The organism is Prevotella heparinolytica (genome assembly GCF_004342845.1).
Taxonomy (GTDB): domain Bacteria; phylum Bacteroidota; class Bacteroidia; order Bacteroidales; family Bacteroidaceae; genus Bacteroides; species Bacteroides heparinolyticus.
Genome location: NZ_SLXB01000007.1, coordinates 111,929 through 131,910 on the forward strand (window position 1 = coordinate 111,929; position 19,982 = coordinate 131,910).

Sequence of the window (19,982 nt, forward strand, 5' to 3'; positions counted from 1 at the left end):
AGTTAGATTATTCGTCCATAAAGGTCGAAATCATCGGAATTTACGATCTCCACTTGGTAAAAGTTACCAATATTCAACTTCGATTCTCCACGCTCTATCAGCACCTCCGGATCTACTTCCGGAGAATCGAACTCTGTGCGGCCGATATAATAGTCACCTTCTAAGCGGTCAATGATAACCTTCATCTTCCGACCTACCTTCGCAGCACTCAACTCTCCTGAAATAGTCTGCTGAATAGACATCAGTTCGTCCAGACGTGCTTGTTTCATCTCTTGCGGAATTGTATCTTCATATTGTGTGGCAGCATGAGTACCTTCCTCTTCAGAATAAGCAAAAGCGCCCATCCTGTCGAAACGTATCTCACGGACAAAATCTTTCAACTCTTCAAAATCGGCTTCCGTTTCTCCCGGATGCCCCACCATGAGCGTTGTGCGAAGATGAATGCCGGGTACCTCCTTGCGGAACCGTTCTATCAGCCCATAAGTTTCGGCCTTCGTTACATGCCGACGCATTCTCTGCAACATATTGTCACTGATATGCTGCAAGGCTATATCCATATATTTACACACATTGTCATGCTCACGCATCACACGAAAAAGTTCTGTAGGGAAGTGCGCAGGATAGGCATAATGAAGACGTACCCATTCCACACCGGGAACGGTTGCTATTTGCTCAATCAACTCGGGCAACATTTGCTTTTTATACAAATCCACACCATAATAAGTCAGTTCTTGTGCAATAACCTGAAATTCTTTAACGCCACGTGCTACCAAGTATTTCACCTCATCCAAGATTTCCTCCATTGGACGGGATACATGTCGCCCCGTAATGATGGGAATGGCACAATAAGAACACTTCCGGTCGCAGCCTTCGGATATTTTCAGGTAAGCAAAATGTTTGGGGGTTGTCAACGTACGCTCTATATGCAATTCTTCGCGATAGGTCTTTCCCAAATCATGCAGCAGTTCCTTCCAATTGAACTTTCCGTAAAATTTATCGACCTGAGGTATTTCTACAGCCAGCTCTTTAAGGTAACGCTCCGAAAGACACCCCATCACGTAAAGCTTCTCCAAATCACCTTCTTCCTTGGCTTGTGCAAACTCCAGAATCATATCAATGGATTCTTGCTTCGCATCTCCTATAAAACCGCAGGTATTTATTACGGCTATTTGCCCTTTGGGAGCTTCGGCATCATGCGTCACAGCAAATCCTACATCTTCCAACTGGCGCATCAGATGCTCTGAATCCACCAGATTTTTAGAACACCCTAATGTTATGATATCAACTGTTTTTCTTCTCATGCATTTTCTCCAAATAATGAAGCTACGAATTCTTCTTTACGGAACACCTGCAAATCTTCCATGCCTTCACCCAGACCAATGTATTTAACCGGTATTTTAAATTGATCGGAAATGCCGATGACGACCCCGCCTTTGGCAGTCCCATCCAATTTGGTGACAGCCATTGCCGTGACTTCAGTAGCCAGCGTAAACTGCTTGGCCTGCTCAAAGGCATTTTGCCCTGTAGAGCCATCCAGCACCAACAACACTTCATTAGGCGCGTCGGGAACCACTTTCTTCATCACATTCTTTATCTTGGTCAGTTCATTCATCAAGCCCACTTTGTTATGAAGGCGTCCGGCCGTATCAATAATCACCACATCCGCGTTGTTGGCTACGGCAGAGTTTAACGTATCAAAAGCAACAGAAGCGGGATCGGCACCCATTTTTTGCTTCACCACCGGAACTCCTACCCGCTCGCCCCAAATCACCAATTGTTCAACAGCAGCGGCGCGGAAAGTGTCGGCAGCACCTAAATACACTGATTTGCCAGCTTTCTTAAATTGATATGCCAGCTTACCGATGGTCGTGGTCTTTCCTACTCCATTGACACCTACCACCATAATTACGTATGGTTTATTTGCAATCGGCGCCTCAAAGTCATCTACATCGTCAGAGTTATTCTCCGTGAGCAAGGCTGCAATTTCATCGCGCAAAATCCCATTCAGTTCCTGCGCATTCATATACTTCTCGGCAGCAGCCCGTTTTTCAATACGTTCGATGATTTTCAGAGTTGTTTCCACACCTACGTCTGAAGTAATCAATACTTCTTCCAGATTATCCAACACCTCATCATCTACTCTCGATTTACCTGCAATGGCACGTGCTATTTTACCGAACACACTCTCTTTGGTCTTAGATAATCCCTTATCTAATGTCTCTTTCTTCTCCTTGGAAAAAAAACTAAAAAATCCCATATACTAAAAAAGTTTTATGCAACTCCATTTCAGAGCCGGCTTGAAAAGCCCGTGGACAGCATATGCCGTTCATCTTCCTTTCCCAATTTACACCCCTACATGTGTAAGCTTACACTTGTACAAGTGTGAGGCGATGCTTGTACAAGCGTAAAACACTGAACATCTTCGTGTTATAAAAATGAAAATCATTCACCCACGGGAATTTTCGGACTATTCTACATTTTGCACAAAGATATAACAAAACTAATGAATAATAAAACCTTCATTCTTTTTTTTAAAAAAGAAATCCCCTCACCGGAATAACCGATAAGGGGAGCTTTATATGATTCGTCAGCGCTTTACAGCTACCGCATTCATCTTTTTTATTTTTTGAAAAAGTCTTGCACCTTTTCGTTGGGAACCATTTGTTCATCAAAGGAATAAGCACCGGTTTTCGGAGACTTAACCATTTTAATAACCTTTGTATAAGCACGACCTTCTTTATTTCCATCGTGCAAACTTGCTACTGTTTTCTTTGCCATGGGTTATACTATATTATTTAATTTCTTTGTGTACTGTCACTTTCTTCAGGATAGGATTATACTTCTTCAGTTCCAATCTTTCAGTTGTATTCTTTCTATTCTTCGTTGTAATGTAACGAGAAGTACCCGGCATACCGCTATCTTTGTGTTCTGTACATTCCAGAACCACCTGTACTCTGTTACCTTTCGCTTTTTTTGCCATAATCAGTGTTCTCCTCTACTTTTTAGCCAATAACTCTAATGCTTTTCCAATCACAATAACCTTTAGCTACTGCATCTTTCAAAGCAGCGTCCAGTCCTTTTTTATTAATAACGCGCAAACCATTAGCGCAAATGCTCAGGCTGATCCAGCAATCCTGCTCTACATAATAGAACTTCTTGTTAAACAAGTTCAAATCAAAGGTTCTTTTTGTTCTTCTCTTTGAGTGTGAAACATTGTTGCCAATCATGGCCTTCTTTCCGGTAATTTGACAAATCTTTGACATTTCTATCTTATTTTTATAGTTTTCTTTTTTGTCTATTTCAAACAGAGCGCAAAGTAAGTACTTTTATCGTTACCAAACAAGTTTTTCCCCAAATAATTCACTGTATAATAGCATTTTTCCTCATTTCAGCTTATTATAAAGCAGGAAAAGAACGTTTCGAATTGCTTTCTGTACATTTTCCGTTCTTCCCAAATCCCCCTCTTGTTTCATGGTCAGAATTTCGTTTTTATAGGCAGCAGCCAGCCAAATTGTCCCCACCGGTTTCTCCGGAGTACCCCCTCCGGGACCGGCAATGCCCGAAGTGGCAACCGCACAGTCAGAATTCAATGATTTCATCGCTCCTTTCACCATTTCCGTAACTGTCTCTTCACTTACGGCTCCATATTTTTCCAATGTTTCGGCAGAGACATGCAACAACGCCTTTTTCACTTCATTGGAATATGCCACTACACTGCCCACAAAGTAGTCCGAGCAGCCCGGAACAGAAGTTATCAAAGAAGCGATACCTCCTCCTGTACAACTTTCAGCACAAGAAATGGTCAATTTCTTTGCCAGCAACAACCGGCCAATCTCTTCTTCTATTTTCATATACATATATTACTATAAATATACATTCCGCAAGCCACCACTCTGAAAAGCCCCCTCTGCCAAGAGGGACTTCCTACTCTCTACAAAGTGACGCGCGAATAAGCAGGTGCCTCCATCGGACAGAATTCCTTGTCCAGAAACTTGAAATATCCCGTAACTGCTATCATGGCAGCATTGTCTGTCGTATAACTGAATTTAGGGATAAAGATGTTCCAGCCATACTTCTCGGCATGCTCACGGAAAGCATTGCGCAAACCATTATTGGCCGAGACACCTCCGGCCACTGCCACTTCCTTTATCTTATATTCTTTGGCGGCCTTGCGCAACTTATCCATCAAGATATCCACGACAGTGGCCTCCAAAGAGGCAGCCAGATCGGCTTTGTGGTGTTCGATAAAGTCGGGATCTTCCTTCATCCATTCGCGCAGAGAATAAAGGAACGAGGTTTTCAGGCCGCTGAAACTATAATCCAATCCGGGGATATGCGGTTTGCTGAACGAAAAAGCTTTCGGGTTTCCTTGTCGAGCCAACTTATCGATAATCGGTCCTCCCGGATAACCCAATCCCATCACCTTAGAACATTTATCAATGGCTTCACCCGCAGCGTCATCGATGGTCTGCCCTAAGATTTCCATATCATTATAAGCTTTTACCAGAATAATCTGAGAGTTTCCACCGGAAACCAACAGGCAAAGAAAGGGATATTGAGGTTGCACATTATCTTCACCTTCCACTTTAATGAAATGAGCTAATACATGCCCTGTCAGGTGATTAACATCAACCATAGGTATACCAAGCGAACGGGCAAAACCTTTGGCAAAAGACACGCCAACCAGCAAAGAGCCCATCAACCCCGGACCACGGGTAAAAGCCACGGCGCTCAATTCTTCTTTGGTCACTCCGGCACGTTTCAGCGCTTCATGCACCACCGGAACAATATTTTGCTGATGTGCACGAGAAGCCAATTCGGGCACAACACCGCCATACGCTTCGTGTACAGCCTGACCGGCTACCACATTCGAAAGCAAGTAGCCGTCTTTGATGATTGCCGCCGAAGTATCGTCACAGGAAGATTCTATTCCCAAAATAATTGTACTCATAATGTTTATTTACGTTTAAACACCGCAAAAGTAGTGATAAAAGTACGATTCGTAACGTATTATTTCATATTTTTGTTGGCTGATTATAAAAATTAACCGCCTATCAGAAAGCTTAAAAGGGTTGTGCGTTGGGTACTTGGCATCGTACTGGGATTGTACATCGGTACCATCATATTGTTGAACATTCCGTATGTCCAGCAAAACATGTCCATACTTGTGGCCGACGAACTCTCTTCCATCTTGGGCAGTCGCCTCACCATCGGCCGAATCGACATGGGGCTGTTGAATAGAATCATCATTGATGACTTGCTGTTGGACGACCGGTCGGGAAAAGAAATGGTAAAAGTAACCCGCCTTTCAGCTAAATTCGATATTCTTCCGCTGTTCAACGGTAAGATATCCATCAGTAGCGTACAGCTGTTCGGCTTCAATGTCAATCTCTACAAGCAGACTCCCGAAGCCGAACCTAACTTCCGGTTCGTACTCGACGCACTTGCTCCTAAAGATACCGTTCAAAAGCAGAACAACCTGACTCTTCGCATAAACTCACTGCTGGTTCGTCGCGGAAAAATATCGTATGACGTTCTTTCCGAAAAAGAGACACCCGAAAGATTCAACCCGCAGCACATTCGTTTGCGAAACATCATTGCCAATATTTCTCTCAAAGCCTTGCAAAGCGATTCCATCAATGCGGCCATCAAAAGACTGAGCATTGAAGAGGAACGCTCCGGATTTGAATTGAAAAAGCTAAGCCTCAGGGTCATCGGCAATAACCGGCAGATGAAGATAGAGAATTTTGCCATCGACCTCCCGAATACGTCTTTGGCTATGGACACGATACGCATGGTATATGACAGTCTGGGAGCCTTTGGCAATTTTGCCCAAGATGTACGTTTTTCGTTTCATATGCTGCCTTCCCAAATCGCCTTAAAAGACCTGTCGGCCTTTGTTCCCGCTTTCCGGCCTTTTAAAGAAAAGCTGGAAGTGGAAGTAAAGTCCAATGGCAGCATCGACCAGCTGAACTGTCCGCTTCTGTCCGTTTCGGCAGGAAACCATTTCCATTTAAAAGGAGAGGTATCTCTTCAAGACCTCTCCAATCCCGAGAGTTCCTATTTATTCGGCCACCTGTCGCGCTTGTATGCCGACCCTGATGGGATTGCTTTCTTTGTCCGGAACTTCAGCGAAAACTACAACGGTGTTCCTCCTTCCCTGCAACGCCTTGGAGCCATTTCATTTCGCGGCGAAGTGTCAGGCTATTTCAGAGAGCTTGTAGCATACGGAAATGTAGAGACTGATCTCGGCAGCATTAAAACAGATGTAAAACTCAGTTCCGACAAGGAAAAAGGATATTTCGCCTATTCGGGAGCGGTGGAGACTAAAGATTTTGAGCTGGGCAAAGTATTGGACAATGACGCTTTCGGAAAGGTCACTTTCAATTTGAACATCAACGGCAATCATCACAACAAGAAGTACCCGTCCATGCTATTGAAAGGGCTGATAGCTTCCATCGATTATAGCAACTACACCTACGAAAACATTACACTGGACGGAGAATACAAGCAAGGAGGATTCACCGGGAAAGCAGCATTGGACGACCCTAATGGCTCCATCGTACTGAACGGTGTCATCAACACCGCCAGCCAAGTGCCTACTTTCAATTTCCGTGCGAGCATCAGCAAGCTTCGTCCGCATACGCTGCATCTCACTCCCGACTATAAAGACACGGAAATATCGGTCAAGCTGAATGCCGATTTCACCGGTGGTTCCATCGACGAAATGATTGGTGAAATAAACATTGACAGTCTGCAATTCATCGCTCCTGAAACGCAATACTTTATGGATAACATGAAGATATCTGCCGTAAAGGAAAACGAGCATCGGAAATGCCTGACCATACAGTCTAAATTTCTTCAGAGCCGTATTGAGGGCGACTATTCTTATCGCACACTGCCTGCCAGCGTACTGAATATCACACGGCGCTACCTTCCTACTATCATCCTGCCCGACAAGAAACCGATGAAAACGGAAAACAATTTCCTTTTTGATGTACATGTCTACGACACGGAGCTGCTCTCTACCGTTTTTCAGATCCCAATCAAGATATACACGCACTCCACCATCAAGGGATACTTCAACGACAAGGCACAACGTCTTCGGGTGGAAGGGTATTTTCCTCGTTTCCGATACAAAGAGAATTTCATTGAATCCGGCATGTTTCTTTGCGAAAATCCCGGCGACCGCTTTCATGCCAGTTTGCGCTTCAACAATCTCCAATCAGGCGGCGCCATGAACGTGGCCTTGGAGGCAGAAGCGCAAAACAACAGTATCCGAACCACATTGAATTGGGGCAACAGCAGCAAGGATACTTACAGTGGCAAACTTGCCACCGTGGCACACTTCATTCGGCAACAAAAGAAAGAAGGCCAAATACACCTGCCACCGTTGAAAGCCATCATAGACATCCGTCCCACAAATGTGATCATCAATGATACGTTGTGGAACATACATCCTTCTACGGTAATGATCGATTCCGGAAAGGTGCACGTCAACGATTTCTTTTTCAGCCACAAAGACCGTCACCTCCGCATCAACGGGGTGGTCTCAAAAGAGCCGGAAGACACTGTTCGTCTGGATTTGAAGGAGGTCAATATAGGTTATGTGTTCGACATAGCAGATCTCGGAGTGGATTTCAAAGGAGAAGCCACCGGTCCGGCCTTTGCCAGTGGTGTCTTGGAAAAGCCGGTGATGAGTACCGATCTGTTCATCCGTAACCTCGGACTGAACAACGGACTGCTGGGCGATGCCAATATACATGGAGAATGGCATCACGACGTGAAAGGTATTTATCTGGACGCACACATCCGCGAAAAAGAGATAGCCCAAAGCCACGTACAAGGTTATATCTATCCGCTGAAACCTACCAGCGCGCTCGACCTTCAAATTGAAGCGAAAAACACCAATTTGAAGTTCATTCATTACTATATGAACAGCATTACTCCCGAATTCAACGGACGTGCCACCGGGAACGTGCACTTTTATGGAAAATTCAAGGCCTTGACCATGCAAGGGCGTGTGTTTGCCGATGCATCCATGAAAATTGATGTGCTCAACACCACTTTCTCCTTAAAAGACAGCATCTACATAGAGCCGGAGGGACTGACTTTCAACAACAACCGCATTTTCGACACACAGGAACACCAAGGAAGGGTGAACGGCTATCTGCACTACCGGCACTTCAAAGATTTGGAGTACCGCTTTCATTTCAACATCAATAATATGTTGATGATGAACACCAAAGAGTCACCCGACTATCCTTTTTACGGCACCGTCTATGGCACGGGCAATGCCACCATTGCCGGGAATCCTCAAGATGGCGTGAACATAGACGTTGCAATGACCACTGACCGCAACACCCACTTTACATACATCAAAGACAATGTGTCTACGGCAGTCAACAGCCAATTCATACGTTTTGTCGACAAGACCCCACGTCGTGCAGTACAAGACTCTGTCCGCCTTTCCGAATACGAGATGGCACAAAGAGCGGTAGAAGAAGAGGAGGAAAAAGGAGATGCGGATATTCGTCTGAATCTGTTGGTAGATGCCACTCCCGATGCAACCATGAGAATCATCATGGACCCCATTGCCGGCGATTACATCAGCGGAAAAGGTAGCGGAAACATCCGCACCGAATTCTTCAACAAAGGAGATGTGAAACTGTTTGGCAATTATCAAATCAGTCAAGGAATCTATAAATTCAGTCTGCAAGAGGTATTCCGTAAGGACTTTACCATAAAGAACGGAAGTAGCATCAGCTTCAACGGCCCACCGCTCGATGCCTCTCTGAACATTACAGCCGGCTACATGGTGAACTCAGCATCGTTGAACGACCTGATGCCCAATGATGCAAGCGCTTTGGAGTATATCAGCAAAACCAATGTCAAGGTGAACTGCATCATGGGGCTGACCGGACAACTGACTTCTCCGAACATAAAATTCGACATCGAGTTGCCCAACGAACGAGACGAGGTGCAGGCCATCGTGCGCAACTACATCCCTACCGACGAACAGATGAACATGCAGATACTCTACTTGTTGACCATCGGAAAGTTCTATACTCCGGAAAATCTGGGTGCCACACAAAACTCGAACATGATGTCGAGCGTAGTGTCGTCCACGCTTTCCGGACAGTTGAACAATGCCCTATCGAACATTATCAATCTCAACAACTGGAATTTCGGAACTAATTTCAGCACAGGAGAAAGAGGATGGACGGATGTAGAGTTCGAGACCATGCTTTCGGGGCAATTACTGAACAACCGCCTGCTCATCAATGGCAATTTCGGCTATCGGGAGAACCCGATGGCGAACACCAATTTTGTGGGAGACTTCAATGCCGAATGGCTTGTCAATCGTTCCGGTGACATTCGCCTAAAGGCATACAACGAAACAAACGACCGCTACTACACCCGAACCAACCTGACGACTCAAGGCATCGGTATCATCTTCAAAAAAGATTTCAGCAGATGGAAGGAGCTTCTTTTCTGGAATAAATGGAAACTGAGAAAACTGAAGAAAAAGCAGAAAACCGCCTCAGATGAATCGTTACCCGTAGCCAACAAGGATACTGCTTCCGGGCAACTGCCCCAAACACCTCCCGAAGCTCAGTCCAAACGGAACAGGGAAGAGTAATTTTTTCTGCTTCAAGCTTCCGATTCTCTGCCCACACCTAAGCTCTCTTCCGCCCACACTTCACTGCCTGTAAGCCCACACTTCATCGCCCGTATGCCCGCACTTTACACTTGCTCCGCCCGCACATTAGGAAGCATAAGCCCGCACTTTGTGTTTACTCTGCCCACAGGATATTTTCAGAAAGGCAATGGCCCGTCCGAACCCACTCCGCCAAACGGGTTGTCTGTCTGCGGCATGAAATCGGCAGAAGAAGGAGGGGGCGGTGCGGCAATGCTTCCTATGGGTGCATTCATGCGCGAACCGCGCGTGGTTCCACCACCCTCAGAAGGCAATGGGATGACCATATCATCCTCCGGATTCTGGAAACGGGTGTACTGTCCGATAAAACGCAGACGCACATCGCCCACAGCACCGTTACGATGCTTGGCTATGATAATCTCCGCCATGCCACGCAAATCCGTACCGTCGGCAGAGGTGTATATCTTATAATATTCCGGGCGGTGAATGAAGCACACCATATCGGCATCCTGCTCGATGGCTCCGGATTCGCGGAGGTCGCTCAACTGGGGACGTTTTCCCTCCTCGCCTTCACGGTTCTCCACACCACGATTCAACTGCGACAGGGCAATGATGGGAATATTCAACTCCTTCGCCAACCCTTTCAGCGAACGGGAAATGGTACTGACCTCTTCCTGACGACTGCCAAACGACATACCGCTTGCATTCATCAATTGAAGGTAGTCGATGATGATGACCTTTACCCCATGTTCGCGCACCAAGCGGCGGGCTTTCGTACGGAGCTCGAAGACCGACAGTGAAGGCGTATCATCCACATACAGTGGAGCATCCAGCAAATCGCGCAGCTTATAGTCCAACTGTTGCCATTCGTAATCCGCCAACTGGCCGCTCTTGATTTTCTCGCTCGGAATTTCGCACACATTGGATATCAAACGGTTCACCAGCTGTACGTTGCTCATTTCCAGAGAGAACAGCGCTACGGGATTGTGGAAATTCACGGCAATATTCTTTGCCATAGAAAGCACAAACGCCGTTTTACCCATGGCGGGACGGGCGGCGATGATAATAAGATCCGATTTCTGCCAGCCGGAAGTCATCTTGTCCAGCTTGGTAAATCCGCTCTCCAACCCACTCAAACCATCGGTACGGGCAGCCGCTTTCTGAATCAGGTCATACGCTTCGGCAATGACAGGATTAATCTGCGTATAATCCTTCTTCATGTTCTGCTGAGAAATCTCGAACAGCTTGCCTTCAGCTTCCTGCATCAAATCGTCCACATCCAATGTCTCATCAAAAGCCTTGCTCTGAATATTGCTGGTGAAGGTTATCAGTTCGCGGGCCAACGATTTCTGGGCAATGATACGCGCATGATATTCTATATGTGCCGAAGAAGCCACCTTACTGCTTAACTGGGTGATATAAAACGGCCCGCCCACTTCCTCCAGCACTCCTTTCTTGGCAAGCTGTTCTTTCACAGTGAGAATATCCACCGGCTTTTGGTTTACGGCCAAATCGGTAATTGCTGAATATATCAACTGATGCCTGTGTTCGTAAAAAGACTCCGGACGGAGAATTTCACTGACCAACGAATATGCGTCTTTCTCAATCATCAAGGCGCCCAACACAGCCTCTTCCAGTTCCGGAGCCTGCGGTTGTATGCGTCCGTAGTCATTGACAGGCTGCGGTGCCTTACTTTTGGGAGTTCGGGATGTTCTTCTTTGTTCTGCCACTTCTATTCTTTTAATATTATAATCCGATAACCCTCTGTTTTTGGAAAGGGGAAGCAAAGATAAGCTATTTTTATTTATAGGAATCAACAATTCATGGTCAAGTTATCAATCTACTATAAACAGAAATGGTTAACTTTGTCTCCGAATCATGTTTCATGAACTCTATAACTCGATAATTGTACCATGCTGACTTTTCCGAACGCAAAAATCAATCTGGGATTGAACATCACAGAAAAACGTCCCGACGGATATCATAATCTGGAAACCATCTTTTACCCTATCCCCGTGGAAGATGCGCTGGAAATAAACATTCTGAACGAAGGCAACACCAAGTTCCGCTTGCATCAGGCAGGATTGGAAATTGCCGGAGAAGCGGAAAACAATCTGGTGGTAAAAGCCTATAGGCTGCTCGATGCCGAATTCAATCTTCCTCCCGTAGACATTCATCTGTTCAAACGCATTCCTTTGGGCGCAGGACTGGGAGGAGGTTCGGCAGATGGCGCCTTCATGCTGAAACTGCTGAACGAGAAGTTCGGTCTTGGATTGACGGACGAAGCATTAGAGGATTATGCGGCAAAACTCGGAGCGGATTGTGCATTCTTCATAAAAAACCGCCCGACCTATGCCGAAGGAATCGGAAACATCTTCTCCCCTGTCACGCTCTCTCTGGAAGGGTATCAGATATGGTTGGTCAAACCGGATGTTTTCGTTTCCACCAAAGACGCGTTTGCCAAGATAAAGCCTCATCGCCCGACACTATCCTTGAAGCAAGTCATCGAGCTACCCATAGAAGAGTGGAAAGGGCACATGGTCAATGACTTTGAAGAAAGCGTATTCCCGCAGTTCCCCGCCATCGAAGCCATCAAAGAGGAGATGTACAGACAAGGAGCCATCTATGCTTCCATGAGCGGTTCAGGCTCATCGGTTTACGGGCTGTTCAAAGCAGACGCCCTGCTACCCGATGTGGATTTCGGGAAGAAAGCGTTTATATACAAAGGCAAGCTCGGCGATATGTAACCCTGCCCGATTCATCTTTGAAACGATATATACTACCTTACAACAATGAACTGCACCCTAAAAGTTAGATACCTTCCCACACTAATCACTAACCCGTCAACCGCTCTTAGCACACCTCCACTTTGGCGGCAATACGCTTCGTCTTGTCGCGCAGCGCATCAAGATCACCGTCAAGCGGTGCATAACACAACACCACGCCCATACGACGATTTACCCGGGTAGTCGGCTTGCCGAAAATGCGCAGATACGTATCTTCTTCTTTGGTCACTTCTTCCAATCCTCGGTAATCGGGATACTCCTGACTGGATATTGAAGAAAGGATGACGGCACTCGCGCCTATATGCTCCTGCTTGATACTCGGAATAGGTAAACCGAGCACGGCTCGCAGATGAAGCTCGAACTCATTCAGGTTTTGCGTACCTGCCAGCGTCACCATACCCGTATCGTGCGGGCGAGGAGAAAGTTCTGAAAAATAAACGCCATTCTCATGGCTCAGGAAGAATTCCACTCCCCACAACCCGGCACCGGTCAAAGCACGGGTCACTTTCTCCGCCATCTCTTGCGCCTCTTTCAAGTGAGCAGGCTCGATATGGGCAGGTTGAAAACTTTCGCGATAATCGCCTCCCTTTTGCACATGGCCGATGGGGGGACAAAATAAAGTCGGTCCGTCTTTCTGCGTAACGGTAAGCAATGTTATCTCACTGTCGAACTTGATAAACTCCTCTATGATAAGTTCCTTGATATCCCCACGGCTACCGTTGCAACCATATTCCCACGCATGTTCCAGCTCATCGGCACTCTTCACGAGCGACTGCCCTTTGCCTGAAGAGGACATCAACGGTTTTACCACACAAGGGTAGCCTATTTTCTCGGCCGCCTCTTTCAATTCCTCCAAAGATTTGGCGTAGAAATAATTGGCAGTCTTCAGTCCCAATTCTTTAGCGGCTAAATCGCGTATGGCCTTGCGATTCATGGTAAAGTTCACCGCACGCGCGCTGGGTACTACCTGAATACCTTCTTTCTCAAAATCATACAAGCACTCCGTACGAATCGCCTCGATTTCCGGCACGATGATGTCCGGCCGATGCTTACGAACCACACCTTCCAAAGCCTCTCCATCCAACATACTGAAAACTTCGCTTTCGTCCGCCACCTGCATGGCAGGTGCTCCGGCATACGAATCGCATGCAACCACGTATTGTCCCTTGCGCTGAGCGGAAATCACAAACTCCTTTCCCAGTTCACCGGATCCTAACAATAAAATCTTCTTCATCTATTTATTGGGCTATTTACAATTAATACTCAAGCATAAAAACGACGATTTACCACCTACTTTATTGCCGGATCGCGGTCAAATAGTAAATAGTAAATCGTCGCCTTGTTAACGAATTTATTGATGTTGTTCCCTCAACAAATCATTCACCGTCTTTACCGGATTGAATGTAGACAATGGCACTTCCACAAATACCGTATTCCAGTCGCTCATGGCTCCGTTCCACAATCCGGGCAGCTCCAATGCTTTCAGGTCTTTGCCATTTTTCGACTTGTAGGAAATGAAGCCCGTAGCCTTGTCTACATACTTCACGAGATCGAATTTATGACCTTTATAGTCACGCACGGCACAAACCAAATCCACTGGGTTGAAATGAGTGCCTTTCTCGAACATTTCTTTCTTTGCCGGATCATCCATGTCAATCTGCGAGCTTTCCAGAATCTGCAAAGAAACAGTACCGTCGCTGTTGTAAGCAAGGAACGGACCGCCACCGGGTTCTCCAACATTTTTCACCATGCCGCAAACACGCATCGGACGGTTCAATTTTTCTTTCAGGTAAATCACCAGTTCGGCATCTTCCAGATCCTTTATTTCCGGATTCTTGCAATAAAGCTGTTTTTGCAGGAATTGCAAGACTTCAAGGATTTGTTCATGCGTATATCTACCGCTATCCAACAGTCGCAGATAAGCAAAAGCTCTCTGTTGAAGCGTTACCAGCACACCTGCAATCAGCTTCTTATACAATACGGTATCGCCTTTCAGCCTATCCGGCACCACATTGTCGATATTCTTTATGAAGATAACATCCGCATCAAGGTCGTTCAGATTCTCAATCAAGGCACCGTGTCCCCCCGGACGGAACAACAATTTGCCGGCATCGCGGAACGGATTGTTCTCCATATTGACGGCAATGGTGTCGGTGCTCGGCTTCTGCTCCGAGAAAGTGACATTATAGTTCACGCCATACTTTTGGGCATATGCCATAGCCTTTGCGTCCACCAACGTCCGAAACAAAGTGCGATGTTCGGGAGAAACCGTGAAATGCACATTCACTTTCCCATTCTTGTTGGCGGCATACAACGCCCCTTCCACCAGATGTTCTTCCAAAGGCGTGCGGTTTCCATCTTCATATTTGTGGAATTTCAACAGGCCTTTGGGCAAAGCACCGTAGTTCAATCCCGCAGCTTCGAGTAGAGCGGCAACAATCGCTTTATAGTTTCCGGAAGCAAGCAAAGCAGGCACATCCTCTCCTACCGTCTTCCGGCAAGCCATATTCAAATCGTCGTAGAAAGCAAAGTCTTCTATTTTCTCGAAAAACATTTTCTCAAAACTTGTTTGAGGGACATTATAATCCGCCCCAAGAAATTCAAACAGGTTCTTGAACATACGACTTGCCGCTCCCGAAGCAGGCACAAACTTAACCACCACTTTGTCAGTTTGCGTATATCCCTCCCAAGCATCCAGATATTCCTTCTGCTCGTTCGTGTCCGGAGTCAATATTCCTTTCTCGACAGAAGCGGCAGCAGATAACTTCAAGTATGGAAAACCTTTTTTGAAACAAGCCAACTGTTCGGCTATCTGTTCTTCAGAGATGCCCTTACTTTTAAGCAACTCTTTGTCTTGCGGTGTTATCATATCGTTTAGCGGTTTATTAATTCATGTCCAAAAATACAAAAAAAAACGGAACGACGGTAAAGGTAATAAAGAAAAAACTTACCTTTGAGACATAAAATACAGACGATTATGGAAATAGATGTTTTTTTCACGAATCAAGAGAAAGTTTTACTCTTCTCCCTCTACCGGAAGCTGTTGCAGCTTTCGGGAGAAACACTCCGGAAGGGTGACTTCAAGAAACTGAAAACCCATCTTGCCAACACTATACAGAACAATCATGTGCAACGGGATATATTCGGCCTGAATCCAGTCATCAAGGACATGCAGACGGCTGTCATCGTTGCAGAAGAAATCGGCATGAAGCGGGCCTCCATCTTGGGACTCATGCTGCACGATTCCGTGCGTTGCGGTACTTGCAGCTCTCAGGAAGTGGAACAAATCTACGGTGAAGATGTGGCAGGCATCATCCGCGGCCTGATACGCGTGAACGAGCTTTACGCCAAAAGTCCCACCATCGAGTCCGAGAATTTCCGCAACCTGCTGCTCTCATTCGCCGAAGACATGCGGGTCATTCTCATCATGATTGCCGACCGCGTAAATATTATGCGGCAGATAAAGGATGTCGAGAACGACGAAGCCCGCCGCCAGGTGGCCAACGAGGCAGCCTATCTTTATGCGCCCCTTGCCCATAAGCTGGGATTATACAAACTGAAGTCGGAATTGGAAGACCTCTCGCTGAAATACACGGAAAAAGAGATTTACTATCATATAAAAGATAAGCTGAACGAAACCAAAGCTTCGCGCGACAAGTATATTGCTGCTTTCATCGCACCTGTACAAAAGAAATTGGAAAAGGCCGGACTGAAGTTCCATATCAAGGGACGCACCAAGTCCATCCATTCCATCTACCAGAAAATGAAGAAGCAGAAATGCGCTTTCGAAAATGTGTATGACCTGTTTGCCATCCGCATCATTCTGAACTCGCAACTGGAAAAAGAAAAACTGGAATGCTGGCAGGCATACTCCATTGTGACGGATATGTACCAACCCAACCCGAAGCGTCTGCGCGACTGGCTATCCGTGCCTAAAAGCAACGGATACGAATCGCTGCACATCACCGTGATGGGCCCCGAAGGGAAATGGGTGGAAGTACAAATACGCACGGAGCGCATGGACGAGATAGCTGAACGGGGACTCGCCGCCCATTGGCGCTACAAAGGAATAAAAGGCGAATCCGGACTGGACGAATGGTTGACTTCCGTACGCGAGGCATTGGAGAACTCCGACAGTAGCGGATTGGAAGCGATGGACCAGTTTAAGTTGGATTTGTATGAAGATGAGGTTTTCGTATTCACTCCGAAAGGCGATTTGTTCAAATTGGGTAAAGGTTCCACCGTACTCGACTTCGCTTTCCACATTCACACCAAATTGGGATGCAAGTGTATTGGAGCCAAAGTGAACGGTAAAAACGTACAATTGAAACAGGTGTTGCAAAGCGGCGATCAGGTGGAAATCATGACGTCGAACACACAAACTCCGAAACAAGATTGGCTGAATATCGTAACCACTTCCAAAGCCCGTACCAAGATACGCCAGGCATTGAAAGAGATGGCGGCCCGTCAGCACGCCTTTGCCAAGGAGACGTTGGAACGCAAGTTCAAGAACCGAAAAATTGAATATGACGAGGCCATCATGATGCGTCTCATCAAGCGCCTCGGTTTCAAGGTGGTGACGGATTTCTATCAGGCCATTGCCGACGAAGTGCTGGATGTGAACAACATCATAGACAAGTATCTCGAACAGCAAAAGCGGGAAAGCGATACACGAGATGAAATCAGCTATCGCAGCGCTGAAAGCTACAACCTGCAACAAACCCTGCCTGAAGAGATAGGCAGCAAAGAAGACGTGCTCGTCATCGACCAGAACCTGAAAGGGTTGGACTTCAAACTGGCACGTTGCTGCAACCCTATCTACGGAGATGAGGTTTTTGGTTTCGTCAGTGTGACAGGGGGCATCAAGATACATCGCTGCGACTGCCCCAATGCCGGTGACTTGCGCTCACGTTTCGGCTACCGTATCGTGAAAGCGCGTTGGGCCGGAAAATCACAAGGAACACAATATCCCATTACTTTGCGTGTAGTGGGACACGATGATATAGGCATCGTAACCAATATAACCTCCATCATTGCCAAAGAGATGGGCATCAGCCTGCGAAGCATCGGAATAGACTCTCATGACGGGTTATTCTCCGGAACGTTGACTATCATGGTAAGCGATACGGGACATTTGGAAACGCTTATCAAGAAGTTGAGAACGGTGAAAGGAGTGAAGCAGGTTTCGAGAAGCTGAGTTATTTCCTAATTTGCCATGATGATTTCTATCCACCATTTTCTGAAAGTAAATCAATCATTCCATCATAAACAAATCAATGTAATGAAATACGATATTAAAAAGCAACTCTACGGTTTCGGTTATGCTTGGAAAGGAATCCGGTGCTGTATAGGAAAGGAGCAGAACCTGAGTTTTCATCTGATTGCCGCAATCATCGTGGTGATTGCCGGATTCATTTTAAGCATAACCAAGATAGAGTGGACGATTGTCATTCTCTGCATCGGTGTGGTGATAGCTGCCGAATTATTCAATACAGCCATTGAACGGCTGGTCGATCTGGTCTCTCCCCAACAGCATCCCATCGCAGGAAAAGTGAAAGACATAGCCGCCGGAGCAGTGTTAGTGTGCGCTGTAACGGCAGCTATTATAGGGTTGATAATTTTTGTTCCTTATCTTACTCGTTTTTTCTTGTAGTAAGGATAAGTTAGCAGCACAAAAAAGAACAGCGCAAGGATGGCGGCAACAGAGGCGGCATGATAGATTTGCGCCTCGTTCATCAGGCGGCAAGCCACGTAAACTCCGATTAAAAAACCCGCTTCCATCGACAGATGGCAGGTAGTATTGGCTGTTCCCCGCTGACAATGATACGACAGTTTGACAAACATCTTCATCGACGGAATCACAATAAATGCCAATACAGCCAATGTCGGCAGTGCCCAATAGTTGCCTGCAAACATCAAGGGCAACAGTACCCCCGGAATAAAAGCCACCAGCAGCATATTAGTGGCAAGTACCCACGCACGCGGCAACAAAAAACGGTCTATATTACACAATGTCATTCCTATGGGAGCACGAAAAGCCACATATACCCTTGATGCGAAAAGAAAGCTTACCATGCCTATTGCCACAGACAGATAGACCACCATGCGGAAACCGTACACTCTGTACAGCCAGATTCCCACTCCCGCACCTATCAGCATGCCCAAGCGTGCAGCCCATGCGTAGACCATATTTCCGGCACTGCGACGTGTAGAAGTGGTAATATCGATAGCCACAGTGATACCTGCTGTCGTTGCCAATCCAAAGCATGCTCCCTGAACCAGCGCCAATAACATAAGCTTCTCATAGCTGTCTACAAAAGCATAGCCTACGGTTGCAGCCAACATAACGAGCGTAGAAAAAAGAAGCACATGTTTCCTTTTATACTCATCCACCAGATAAGCATGAAAAGGCCCTACAAAAAACATGGCGGCTGCAAAATACAAAAACATGCTACCCGCCTCTCCGACGGAAACATTCAATTGCTGCCCCATCACAAAAGGAAGCAAAGGGAAAAGCATGTAGACCGATGTAAACAGCAACAGGTTGGCCGTACATATCCGCCAAAAATTCAATGTCATAAGTTTGTTAGTACTGTTCTTTCTCATTTGGGAAATCTAAGTTCTTCACATCGGATACATATTTGCTGATGGCATCCGTCATCACCGTATGCAAGTCGGCATAGCGGCGTAGGAAACGGGGACGGAAACCGTTGTTCATACCCAGCATGTCCTGTATTACCAATACCTGACCGTCTACATCGCCACCGGCACCGATACCGATAACGGGAATGGTCAGTTCGCTTGCCACACGGGCAGCCAAAGCAGCAGGAATTTTTTCCAATACCAGTCCGAAACATCCGGCCTCTTCCAGTAAGTGGGCGTCTCTCACTAACTTCTCAGCTTCCGCCTCATCCTTGGCGCGAACGGTATATGTCCCATATTTATTGATGGATTGCGGCATCAAACCAAGATGTCCCATAACAGGAATACCGGCACTGAGAATACGTTTCACCGTACCGATGACCTCCTCGCCCCCCTCCAATTTAAGGGCATCGGCATGACTTTCCTTCATGATGCGGATGGCAGAGGCCAGTCCTTCCAACTCATTGCCTTGATAAGAGCCGAAAGGCATGTCAACGATAACCATGGCACGCTTCACACCGCGAACTACGGATTTACCATGATAAATCATTTGGTCGAGGGTAATGGGAAGTGTAGTCACATTGCCTGCCATTACATTGGAAGCCGAATCACCCACCAGAATAACATCAATACCGGCACCATCCACAATCTGTGCCATGGTATAGTCATAAGATGTCAACATTGATATCTTTTCGCCTCTTTGTTTCATCTCAACAAGGCGGTGCGTAGTCACTTTACGAGAATCGTCTGATATATAACCCATGATATTTACTGTTTATCGATTTACTTTTTATTGCAAATCTGCCATCACGGCATGCGCGTTTATGATGCAACTTCTCCACGCACATACATGGCAGTGACGCTTTCGCTAATCGGGCGCAAAGGTAATTCTT

Annotated in this window: 16 protein-coding genes; 4 read left to right on the top strand and 12 right to left on the bottom strand. The window is 46.4% G+C overall.

The annotated features are described in order from the left end of the window. Positions 1 to 2: 2 nt before the first annotated feature. The 7 genes from rimO to tsaD all read right to left on the bottom strand — a co-directional run bounded on the left by rimO (position 3) and on the right by tsaD (position 4,951). Positions 3 to 1,301 (bottom strand): 30S ribosomal protein S12 methylthiotransferase RimO, encoded by a 1,299-nt coding sequence (gene rimO / locus EV202_RS05565; protein WP_131925969.1) that lies wholly within the window; start codon positions 1,299 to 1,301, stop codon positions 3 to 5. Next, a complete protein-coding gene (gene ftsY / locus EV202_RS05570) occupies positions 1,298 to 2,257 on the bottom strand; it encodes a signal recognition particle-docking protein FtsY (protein ID WP_125239543.1) in 960 nt (319 codons plus the stop codon). The genes rimO and ftsY overlap by 4 nt, the downstream gene beginning before the upstream one ends. A 362-nt stretch (positions 2,258 to 2,619) precedes the next feature. Beyond that, positions 2,620 to 2,778, bottom strand: coding sequence for a DUF4295 domain-containing protein (locus tag EV202_RS05575; protein ID WP_106068778.1), 159 nt, complete (start codon positions 2,776 to 2,778; stop codon positions 2,620 to 2,622). Between the two features lie 13 nt (positions 2,779 to 2,791). Next, the gene (rpmG, locus tag EV202_RS05580) at positions 2,792 to 2,980 is read right to left on the bottom strand and encodes a 50S ribosomal protein L33 (RefSeq protein ID WP_106068779.1); all 189 of its coding nucleotides are present in this window, start codon (positions 2,978 to 2,980) and stop codon (positions 2,792 to 2,794) included. A 22-nt stretch (positions 2,981 to 3,002) separates the two neighbouring features. Further along, a complete protein-coding gene (rpmB, locus tag EV202_RS05585; RefSeq protein ID WP_106068780.1) occupies positions 3,003 to 3,263 on the bottom strand; it encodes a 50S ribosomal protein L28 in 261 nt (86 codons plus the stop codon). 120 nt (positions 3,264 to 3,383) lie between these two features. After that, positions 3,384 to 3,851 carry a CinA family protein gene (locus EV202_RS05590; RefSeq protein ID WP_106070464.1) on the bottom strand — a complete coding sequence of 156 codons (468 nt, stop codon included), beginning with the start codon at positions 3,849 to 3,851 and terminating at the stop codon, positions 3,384 to 3,386. Positions 3,852 to 3,931: 80 nt separating this feature from the next. Continuing rightward, a complete protein-coding gene (tsaD, locus tag EV202_RS05595) occupies positions 3,932 to 4,951 on the bottom strand; it encodes a tRNA (adenosine(37)-N6)-threonylcarbamoyltransferase complex transferase subunit TsaD (RefSeq protein ID WP_125238943.1) in 1,020 nt (339 codons plus the stop codon). Between the two features lie 204 nt (positions 4,952 to 5,155). Between tsaD and EV202_RS05600 the strand changes: the two genes are divergently transcribed. Beyond that, on the top strand, positions 5,156 to 9,643 hold the full coding sequence (locus tag EV202_RS05600; RefSeq protein ID WP_131925987.1) for a translocation/assembly module TamB domain-containing protein: 4,488 nt from the start codon (positions 5,156 to 5,158) through the stop codon (positions 9,641 to 9,643). A gap of 176 nt (positions 9,644 to 9,819) precedes the next feature. Here EV202_RS05600 and dnaB read toward each other — a convergent pair whose 3' ends face one another. Then, positions 9,820 to 11,391, bottom strand: a complete 1,572-nt coding sequence (dnaB, locus tag EV202_RS05605; protein ID WP_106070466.1) for a replicative DNA helicase — start codon at positions 11,389 to 11,391, stop codon at positions 9,820 to 9,822. A 183-nt stretch (positions 11,392 to 11,574) separates the two neighbouring features. On the opposite strand from dnaB, the gene ispE reads away from it, so the two are divergent. Next, entirely contained in the window at positions 11,575 to 12,408 is an 834-nt protein-coding gene (gene ispE / locus EV202_RS05610; RefSeq protein WP_106068782.1) for a 4-(cytidine 5'-diphospho)-2-C-methyl-D-erythritol kinase, read from the top strand. 106 nt (positions 12,409 to 12,514) lie between these two features. Here ispE and purT read toward each other — a convergent pair whose 3' ends face one another. After that, on the bottom strand, positions 12,515 to 13,681 hold the full coding sequence (gene purT / locus EV202_RS05615; protein ID WP_131925971.1) for a formate-dependent phosphoribosylglycinamide formyltransferase: 1,167 nt from the start codon (positions 13,679 to 13,681) through the stop codon (positions 12,515 to 12,517). A 117-nt stretch (positions 13,682 to 13,798) separates the two neighbouring features. After that, a complete protein-coding gene (locus EV202_RS05620) occupies positions 13,799 to 15,316 on the bottom strand; it encodes a DUF4301 family protein (RefSeq protein ID WP_131925973.1) in 1,518 nt (505 codons plus the stop codon). 108 nt (positions 15,317 to 15,424) lie between these two features. On the opposite strand from EV202_RS05620, the gene EV202_RS05625 reads away from it, so the two are divergent. After that, positions 15,425 to 17,644 (top strand): RelA/SpoT family protein, encoded by a 2,220-nt coding sequence (locus EV202_RS05625; RefSeq protein WP_106068741.1) that lies wholly within the window; start codon positions 15,425 to 15,427, stop codon positions 17,642 to 17,644. Positions 17,645 to 17,728: 84 nt separating this feature from the next. After that, positions 17,729 to 18,100 carry a diacylglycerol kinase family protein gene (locus EV202_RS05630; protein ID WP_131752674.1) on the top strand — a complete coding sequence of 124 codons (372 nt, stop codon included), beginning with the start codon at positions 17,729 to 17,731 and terminating at the stop codon, positions 18,098 to 18,100. On the opposite strand, the gene EV202_RS05635 is transcribed toward EV202_RS05630, so the two are convergent. Both EV202_RS05635 and panB read right to left on the bottom strand, forming a co-directional pair. Beyond that, positions 18,076 to 19,053: an MFS transporter gene (locus EV202_RS05635; protein WP_131925975.1), complete on the bottom strand. Its 978-nt coding sequence runs from the start codon at positions 19,051 to 19,053 to the stop codon at positions 18,076 to 18,078. The two genes, EV202_RS05630 and EV202_RS05635, sit on opposite strands and share 25 nt — an antisense overlap. Next, on the bottom strand, positions 19,034 to 19,855 hold the full coding sequence (gene panB, locus EV202_RS05640) for a 3-methyl-2-oxobutanoate hydroxymethyltransferase (protein ID WP_106068739.1): 822 nt from the start codon (positions 19,853 to 19,855) through the stop codon (positions 19,034 to 19,036). Before panB ends, EV202_RS05635 begins: the two co-directional genes overlap by 20 nt. Positions 19,856 to 19,982 lie beyond the last annotated feature (127 nt).